9 protein-coding genes, 1 other RNA gene and 2 pseudogenes are annotated in these 8509 nt (G+C 44.7%); 4 read left to right on the top strand and 8 right to left on the bottom strand.

Going from position 1 to position 8509, the window contains the following annotated elements; all coding sequences use genetic code 11:
- From D1841_RS15530 to D1841_RS15515, 4 genes and pseudogenes are all read right to left on the bottom strand, one after another.
- Positions 1-1842: ABC transporter permease (locus D1841_RS15530; RefSeq protein WP_237076421.1), on the bottom strand; the 1842-nt coding region annotated here is incomplete at its 3' end.
- Between the two features lie 14 nt (positions 1843-1856).
- Positions 1857-2138: pseudogene (locus tag D1841_RS15525) on the bottom strand (ABC transporter ATP-binding protein); the annotation flags it as partial.
- Positions 2139-3162: 1024 nt separating this feature from the next.
- On the bottom strand, positions 3163-3516 hold the full coding sequence (locus D1841_RS15520; RefSeq protein WP_160644476.1) for a hypothetical protein: 354 nt from the start codon (positions 3514-3516) through the stop codon (positions 3163-3165).
- An 18-nt stretch (positions 3517-3534) separates the two neighbouring features.
- A complete protein-coding gene (locus D1841_RS15515) occupies positions 3535-3993 on the bottom strand; it encodes a helix-turn-helix domain-containing protein (RefSeq protein ID WP_160644474.1) in 459 nt (152 codons plus the stop codon).
- A 139-nt stretch (positions 3994-4132) separates the two neighbouring features.
- On the opposite strand from D1841_RS15515, the gene D1841_RS15510 reads away from it, so the two are divergent.
- The 4 genes from D1841_RS15510 (at position 4133) to D1841_RS15495 (ending at position 5952) form a co-directional block, all read left to right on the top strand.
- A complete protein-coding gene (locus D1841_RS15510; protein ID WP_160644472.1) occupies positions 4133-4327 on the top strand; it encodes a helix-turn-helix transcriptional regulator in 195 nt (64 codons plus the stop codon).
- A 1-nt stretch (position 4328) separates the two neighbouring features.
- Entirely contained in the window at positions 4329-4658 is a 330-nt protein-coding gene (locus D1841_RS15505; RefSeq protein ID WP_160644470.1) for a hypothetical protein, read from the top strand.
- Positions 4658-4725, top strand: an RNA gene (locus D1841_RS15500) — hammerhead ribozyme type II. Before D1841_RS15505 ends, D1841_RS15500 begins: the two co-directional genes overlap by 1 nt.
- Positions 4723-5952, top strand: coding sequence for a DNA-binding domain-containing protein (locus tag D1841_RS15495; protein WP_161880118.1), 1230 nt, complete (start codon positions 4723-4725; stop codon positions 5950-5952). Before D1841_RS15500 ends, D1841_RS15495 begins: the two co-directional genes overlap by 3 nt.
- Here D1841_RS15495 and D1841_RS19345 read toward each other — a convergent pair.
- The 4 genes and pseudogenes from D1841_RS19345 to D1841_RS15480 all read right to left on the bottom strand — a co-directional run.
- Positions 5927-6553 carry an MATE family efflux transporter gene (locus D1841_RS19345; RefSeq protein ID WP_237076420.1) on the bottom strand — a complete coding sequence of 209 codons (627 nt, stop codon included), beginning with the start codon at positions 6551-6553 and terminating at the stop codon, positions 5927-5929. The two genes, D1841_RS15495 and D1841_RS19345, sit on opposite strands and share 26 nt — an antisense overlap.
- Positions 6546-7232, bottom strand: coding sequence for an MATE family efflux transporter (locus D1841_RS19340; protein ID WP_237076419.1), 687 nt, complete (start codon positions 7230-7232; stop codon positions 6546-6548). Before D1841_RS19340 ends, D1841_RS19345 begins: the two co-directional genes overlap by 8 nt.
- 188 nt (positions 7233-7420) lie before the next feature.
- Complete coding sequence (locus D1841_RS15485) at positions 7421-7795, bottom strand: TnpV protein (RefSeq protein ID WP_161880117.1); 375 nt, start codon at positions 7793-7795, stop codon at positions 7421-7423.
- A gap of 151 nt (positions 7796-7946) precedes the next feature.
- Positions 7947-8435, bottom strand: a pseudogene (locus D1841_RS15480) (DUF4368 domain-containing protein); the annotation flags it as partial.
- Positions 8436-8509 lie beyond the last annotated feature (74 nt).

Genomic DNA, 8509 nt, shown 5'->3' with positions numbered 1-8509 from the left:
CCCCAATTCCTTTTGCTCTTTTTTGTGCCCCCTGGCCCTTTGGCGTGCGTCCTTGCGTACTAACTTAATGACATTGGCTCCATCGAGGTGCATTTTTCCATGTCCTGAATATACCTTGCTTGAATCATACAATCCCGATATAGTAACAAAAACAGGCGGTTGTCCATCTCCAAAATAAAAGTCAACTGTCGAACCAACTCCTATATCTTCATTGCGATTTAGTACATAATAATCAAGTACAATACTGTGGGAATCTTTTGGCATCGTTCCATCCATCAGAGCTGCTTCAACGGTCGCATAATTCTGGTCAGTCAGCATATCACACATACCACTGCTTTGAAAAATGTCTGTCTTAAAAGTTGCATGGAGAGATTTTCTGCTTGGAATTATATCTGTAACGCCATCAATAGATAAGATTTCCTGCTTTAATTTCTCATTCAGTGGATTTCCTGCTGCCATAACCTTTTCTTCTGCCACTTCGGAATCCAGATAAATTTTATAGTCGCCGTCCGGGAAAAACTGTCTTGCAAGTGCCTCTGGTGAGCGCAGCAAAACAATGGATGATACCACAAGCAGAATAATTCCGCCCAAACTCAATGAGGCTACAAGGGCAACGGTCTTTTTTCGGTCACGCTTAAAATTCGCAATTCCCATTGAAACAGGATTGAGCTTGATATTCTTTTTCCGTCTGCGGATGTTCTTTTGCGCCGGAGTAAAACGGACGGCTTCAATGGGGGAAATCCCTGCCGCAATCTTTACAGGCTTACGGATGGAAACAGATACCATAATCCAACTGCTTATGAGCGTCAAAATAACCGTTGCCGCATAGGAAACAGCGTTAAAACCTTTGGAAAATAGGAAAAATCCGCCACACACGCCCAGCACTGTGCCAATCAGAATCCCGATACTGCCGAGTTTGTGTCCCTCCTGTTTTACAATCCGCTTGATTTGTTTTGGCGTCGCACCAATCGTCCGAAGCTGCCCGTAGCTCTGGATTTTGTCATTGATGGAGATACGGAAGATACTCTGGATCACAATATAGCCGCCGATCAGAACAATAGCAATCACACCAACAATCGGTAAAAAATCAAAGGATTTAGAAGCATAAGCAAAATATTTGCTGTTCATTTTGGGCATAGAAAGCTGATATTCCTCCGCAACCTCCCTGCAATAAGAGGTCATCAGTTCTTCGTCCAACTGAACGCTGTTTTTGAAATGGGCATAGGCGCGATACCCAGCGGGGTTAAACCCATCCCATTCTTTCAGGGCAGCTTTGGAAAGAATGATGGCACAGGTATTCGCTTCTTTTTCATTTACGCTGTCCAGAATGCCGGTAGCGACATAATCGCCATGAAAACTCTCTGTATCTAAGGTCACAGTGTCCCCGATCTTGGCATTGTGTCCATAGGTGGAAAGAAAGTATTCGCTTACGACAACTTCATTTGCCTTTTGGGGCAGATTCCCCTCCAATAGCTTCATTCGGTCGCGCCCAATCTCCATCATTTCTGCGTCATTATATACATAAGAGGCATGATAGCCCTGTTCTGAAAGTTCCTCACCCAGCATATAGTAGCCGCCTACGCGCTCAAACTCCGGCACTCCTTTCAGGGTTTCAATGTCGTTTTCCTCTACACCCAGCCAAACCGCCTCATAAGTATCGACAACCTGATTGCGCTGCATTTGTGTCAGGGAAGTAGACACAATTCCCGTAAAGCAGATCAGAAACGCCGCCAGCGCAACGGCGATCACCACCATCAGATTCCGGCGCTTCTCGCTTTGTAAACTTTTCTTCGCCAGTTTCTTTATAATAGTGCTGGTGTCATTCTCAAAAGGCCATGTCATAGCCTGCCACCTCCTTATTCCACAATCCTGCCATCCTCAATGCGGACAATCCGATCTGCAAGGCGGGCAATGTCATTGTTGTGGGTAATCATCACGACAGTTTGCCGGAACTCCGCGCTGGTGCGTTTGATAAGCCCCAGCACCTCGGCGCTGGTCTTGCTGTCAAGGTTGCCGGTCGGCTCGTCGGCCAGCACGATAGCCGGTTTGGTAATCAGGGCGCGGGCAATCGCCACACGCTGCTGCTGGCCGCCGGAGAGATTGTTCGGCATATTTTTCAGTTTATCTTCCAGCCCCAGTGTAAGTTTTCATGAAGAATGAGAAACCCAGGACGGGCCTATTTTTCGACATGAAAAAATGTGGAAAACTCCGGGAAACGGCTTAAATACTAGGTTTTTTCGCGGAAAACCGTTTGCATATTGGTGGAAATTTTGCAATCTCGCAAAATGGGATTGCAAAATTTTTTTGCCCGTTTTTGGCCCTGAAATGGCCTGCGCCGTCCCAACCCGCCAATCGTAAAAAAGCACCTTTTCAGACCGTTTAATTTTTGCGCAAAACCTTTTAAGAAACCGCACAAACCTAGTATTGGCGCGGTTTAAGCGCCTTTTAAGAAAATAACAACAGCCCTTTAAGCGAACGCACACAAACGCCGCTTAAAGGGCTTGTGTTTTGCTTTTAAGCGAAAATAGCCCGTGCATTTTTTGCACGGGCTACCAAACTATGCACGGGCCTAGAAAGCACTAGGTTTTCGGGCTTTTTGGGAAAAAGAGAGAAAGAGCATTTTGCACGGGCTACACCAATGGAATCCTCCCCCAAATAAGGTCGCCTAAACGTTGCCTAAAAGGACATAAGGAACCCCCATTTTGGGGCGTCCCCTCACTTACCAATCTGACACAATACTGTCCATAAAATGGACGGTATTTCCATAGCCTAAAGGGGGTGAACGCTACAGTCACCCCTTTGTCGGGCAGACTTATGCAGTTTCTCTATGGGGATATGACCCTAACTTCCGGGTAGGCTCATTACATTTCTAGTGGTAGGTCGTATTTCACGCCCCCCTCTCGCGTTTTTGAGTTCAAATGGTGTAGATTAGACTTACACCCTTTATCGGGATCGGAGTTTTACCGGCCCCTGGATGATGAGGTTCCGTTACCCCATTCCAAAGGGCGTGTCACAAGGGTACTCGCCTTTTGAGTACCCTTCCAATATGGGCTTAGATTCATATCACAAAAAGCGGGAAAAAATCCCGAAAAATGGGATTCTGTCCCAAAACGCTTACATAGGAAAACTCTTGTGCTATAGTAGCAATATGGAAATATAGGTCTATTTTTGCTTTTCCAGTATCTTTCGAGCCTTATCTAAACGCGCGGCTGCATCCGCTAAATTGCGCTCATCTTTATCACGCTCAAAAACTGATACGGCTGTTTCCAGTACACGAATCTCATCATCAATACTTTTCTGTTTCCTATAAATAATTGGTAATCGAAGATATGGAAGGGGATATTTTGCAGAAACGGCAACAAAGCTTTCATAAATTTCGATTGCCCTTTTGAGATTCTTTTTTTCACAATTCAAAGCTAAATCAAGCTGTTTCCAATCCCTTTCAACAATTTCGCCCTCATCAATCTTTTGCTGAAGTTCTTCCGAAGTTAATAGTTTCCATTTTTCGGATTGCATAATATCATCCTCCTTATCTCATGTCTTTGCATTTTTCTTTTGAGAATCAACAAACCTCGTTGCCTCGGTCAAAAGCCCATAGATTAGTGCAATAGGCTCATTATCATTGTTTCCTTTAGCCACCTGCAAAATATGACGCAACATTTCCAGCATATCAAAATATTGCTTCTGGTATTCATCCGGGGACTCCCGTATTTCCTTTTGCAGGGAAGCTATCAAACTTGACATGGTATCTTTTACGGCATCCATTACTTCTTTATCTTCCCAACTGTACTGCTCCTGCTGGGCGCCTTTTATATCAAGCAATTTGTTAGGTGAAATCTCAAATATTCGGCTTAACCTCAGAAGCATATGCGAAGAAGGTGTTGTAACGCCTCTTTCCCATTGGCTGACTGCAGTTTGGTTTACCTCTAATAAATCTGCCAGTGCCCGCTGCGACAAGCCCTTATTTTTGCGAAGCTCTCTTATGGAATTCAAAAAATCACCTCCTCTTTAGCATTATAGGAGTTCCGCTACTAAAAAGCAAGAAAAATAAAATTTGAGTAGTTTTCTACTTGACAAAACAGGAGTTCCGCTCATAATAGTAGAAAACTACTCAAACGAAAGGAGGCAATATATGGGGCTGCGCAAGCTTAGAAAGGAAAAGGGCCTTACACAAGGTGATTTAGCTAAAATGATTCATGTGGATCATACTGCGATAAGTCAATGGGAAAGGGGTGTCACACAGCCTAGATTAAAGAATAGCCTCCAACTGGCTAAGGTACTTCACTGTAAAGTTGAAGATATTTTTATAGTTAAGAAAGGAGTATGACATGGATTTAGAAACAGACGGGAATCTGACAGTCAAGGAATTGTTTGAACTGCTGAAAATGCTTGCCGTTGAGGAAGAAAGGAAGTATCTGGCTTATAATCAGCAGTCGCAGGACAGCAGCAGGCTTGAGTGCGTTAGGGATGTGGATCATTCATTGGCAGAACAATGCTGGTTCAAAAGAAAAAACTATGAATATCAGATAGATTTAATTAAAAGATTTATCAAAGAGGCGCTGGACGCTCAAAGCACTTTGGAGTATGGAGCGACAGAAGCAGAGATTAAGCACGCCCGCGAAGTTCTGGCCCGAGTAGAAAAAACAAAAAAGAAGTAAGCCGAAACTGCCCCATGCGGGCAGTCCACAGGGGATGACCGCCCTGTGCTGACGATGGCAGGTCATGAAAGACAGTGATAAAGTGGAAACCAGGCTCACGACCAAAGAAGTTGCCAAGTTGTACAACAAAAACGAAAGCACTATCAGGCGCTGGGCTGAGAGCGGAAAACTTGAGGCAGAATGTATTTATAATCAATTTAACTCGCCTGCTTACCTGTTTGCGATTAGTGCTTTAGATAAACCGATGCAGGAAAAATATTTTGCCCAGGTTAAGGCCAGTTTGCCAAAAACGGCTAAATCTATCAGCAAAAAGGGCAAGGCCTTTGACCACTACTCAGACAGCGAACGCCAGGAGATTATGTGGTGGGAAAAGACCCTCAAGGAGTGGAAAAATTACCGTGACCGCTATCCAGGGGACAAGGCTGAGGCCGATGACAAGTTTGTCGCTCTTTGCGCTAAAACCGATCCAGAGCACACTTTTTCTGTAAAGACGCTTTACCGAAAAAAGAAACAGCTGGAAACGCAGGGGGCGGAGGCCCTTATTGATAAGCGCGGCAAGGGCCGTAAGGGGAAAAGCAAGATCACCGAGGAAATGCGGCAGACGTTTTTAAGCTACTACCTGGACGAGGCCCAGCACCCCATCCGCAAATGCTGGCAATACACAATAAGGTATTTCCAAGAGTTTGCCCCCGAGCTGGTAGACAACATCCCAAGCGACTCCACCTTCCGGCGCAGGGTAGAAAGAGATATCCCCAAACCCATGGAAGTCCTGGGCCGTCAAGGGCAAAAGGCTTTCCGCGACCGCTGCGCCCCCTACATACACCGTCTATATGAGGAAATGGCCAGCAATGAGTGGTGGGTGGCGGACAACCACACCTTTGACGTTATCACTCAGGGCGAGAACGGCCAGCTCCATCGTCTGTACCTTACGGCCTTCTTTGACGCCAGGAGCGGGATATATACTGGGAGCCACGTCACCACGGCCCCCAGCAGCCAGTCCACCCTGGTGGCGCTGCGCAAGGGCATCTTGAAATACGGCATCCCGGAGAATATTTACGTTGACAATGGCCGCGAGTTCCTGACCCATGACATAGGCGGCCTGGGCCACCGAAAGAAGAAACCCAAAAACGGCGAGGAGCGCTTTGAGGTGCCCCCGGTGTTCGAGCGGCTGGGCATCAACATGACAAACGCCATAGTCAAAAACGCCAAGGCAAAAATCATTGAGCGGCGCTTTAGGGACATAAAAGACCACCTTGTACTGTTGGACATTACATCATTATTGTATGTTTGGTAATTGTAATTGCAATTATAAGAGTTATTGTTTCAGCTATAAAAGGAGCAACCCAAATCATTTCTTTTCCAAATAGCATTAGAATACTGCATATTGCCATCGCTTTTATAATAATTCCCCTACTTACTGCAATAACATTTGATTGCTTTGTTCTTTTTGTCGAATAAAGAAACGATGTATAAATAAGGTTTAACGCCATTGGAATAAATGACAAACTGAACAAAGGCAATGCTTTAGATGCAGTCTGCACAAGTTCTGTATCGCTGTTGAAAATACAAATAACAGGTTTATCAAAGAAAAACAACGCACTGTAAATTAAGGCAGACAAAACTAAGTTGATGATAATTCCACAACAGAAAAGCCAATTTATTTCTCCAGTATCCCTTTTACCATAGCTGTTCCCCCAAAGTGGCTGTAAGCCTTGTGCAACACCCGAAAGAATTGCATTCGCAAGGGAATAAATAAAACTCAATACACTGAAAGTTGATACTCCAATATCTCCAACAAGGCTTGCTAACATAATGTTGTAGCATAATGCCGTTACGGGAGTTGTAAGTTGTGAAATTGCTTCAGGAACACCACGCTTACAAATTTTCTTAGACAAGTGTTCCCTCCAATTTTATTAAATTCAGTTTCAAGCGTCCTTTTTTGTTCCAAAAATGTGACAGCAGAACAAGTACAGAAAATACCTGTCCTAATCCCGATGCAACTGCTGCACCAATTATTCCCATTCCAAACGGGAAAATAAAAAGCCAATCTAAAAATATGTTTGCAATCGCACCAACACACATCCCAATGAAAGAGAGAGTCGGAGAACCGTCATTCCTCACAAATACGGATAGACAGGTACTCATGAGCATCGGAATAGAAAATGCTGAATAATAAAGCAGATAGTCCGCCGCCATTTTTCTCATTTCATCACTTAACTTGCTTGCTCCACTTATATCCACAATTTGTTGTGAGAACACCATACCAACAATCATTAATAAAACAGACATAGCAAGTGTTAATGTAATTGCTGTCATAAACGCTTGATTTGCCCCCTTTTTATCCTCTCTCCCCATTCGTATTGCAACTACAGTTGCACCACCCATTGGAAACATAGCGGCAATGGCTACGACAAAAGTGATAAACGGCACTGCAATATTTACTGCACCTAAAGCCGCCGAACCAACACCTTGACCGACAAAAATTCCATCAACAACATTGTAAAGATAGGTTACAAATAAGCCTCCCATAGCAGGGAAAATGTAACCGCATAAAGATTTTGCTTTTGCATTCATAAAATACCTCCATACAGGAAATGGGACAAAGCACGTTTATGCTTCATCCCATCTAAATAAACAAAAAGTGGGATAAAGCCCAATAGGTCTTATCCCACTTCAACAATCTTATTTGATTGCAAGTCCTCTGACAAGCACATCTATTATAACATATTTTTATCAAAAGTCAAATCCCAAATCTGCTGTTTTCACTTAGAAAAAATAAGCTCCTCGTTCACAATCTCCCTCGCACAAGCCCTTATGTTATTGACTCGCCCTGTCCATTCTAAGGCGTTTTCTTCCTTTAAGCGTTCCGTTATGCCCTGTGCCTGTTTCATACCCTCTATGAGCCTTTCAAAGCGTTCCTGAGCCTGCTTGTCGATGTTGGCAAGGTAAGCGTTCAGCCCGCCGCTTGTGAGAAGATTGGTGTATGTAGCCCTGCGGTACTGCTTCAGATAGTCCAGATGCCGCTGTCCCCATATGCCTATCGGCTGTTGTTCCTCAGCGAGTAATTTCAAGTCTGGAGTAAGATACCCGTTTTCTTCGTGGTATGTGCCGCCTAACTGTTCAAATATTGATTTCATATGCAAAAACTCCTTTTCTGTGTGTTTTGGCTTCTGCGGGGTATCTGCAAGCAATGTATCAGCAGGCTGTATGTATATATTATCTTTAAGTTAAGTAATCCCCCACACGAATATACGTCAATTCCATTGCGTCAAATCTCCTTTCGCACTCTCAAACTGCTGCACTGGCCTGTACCGCCCTCTGCGGCTCCTGGCGGGGCAGCTTGCCCACGGGAGTATAGATGCCCTTTGCCATATCCTCAGCCCGGATAGCAGCCTTTCTTGCGTCTATTTCAGCTTTTTTTGCCGCCTTGATCTTATCCTCGTACCGCTTCTGCGCTCCGCTGGCCTTGCGCTGAAGGAAGGCCCGGTGAAGTTTTTCCCGGCGCTCCTCCTTCTGCCGAAGCTCCTCCAATTCCTCCGGGGTCGGCTCCGCCTCCTTTAAGGTGGGCGGGATGTACTTTCCAACGAAATTGAAGTAGATTTCTACCTCCTGCCCGGTGTCCTGACGGCCCTTCTGGTCACGCTCATGGACAAGGATTTTCTCGACAAATTCATTGAGCATGGTCGTGGTCATGGTGTCAAAATCCTGATATTTGTCAATCATGGCAATGAATTTTTCGGCTGACCGTTTGCCCTGGTCGTAGCCCTTGACGGACTTTCTCGTCTTTTTCGCGTTCTTTCTGGACAATTACGTCAGTATAAATGCCATTTTGTAAATCATAAAGCGCATTC

Source organism: Neglectibacter sp. X4 (assembly GCF_009917365.1).
In the GTDB taxonomy this organism is placed as follows: Bacteria; Bacillota; Clostridia; order Oscillospirales; family Acutalibacteraceae; genus Acutalibacter.
Note: the sequence above shows the minus strand (reverse complement) of the source record. Positions and strands in the feature narration are given on the sequence as shown.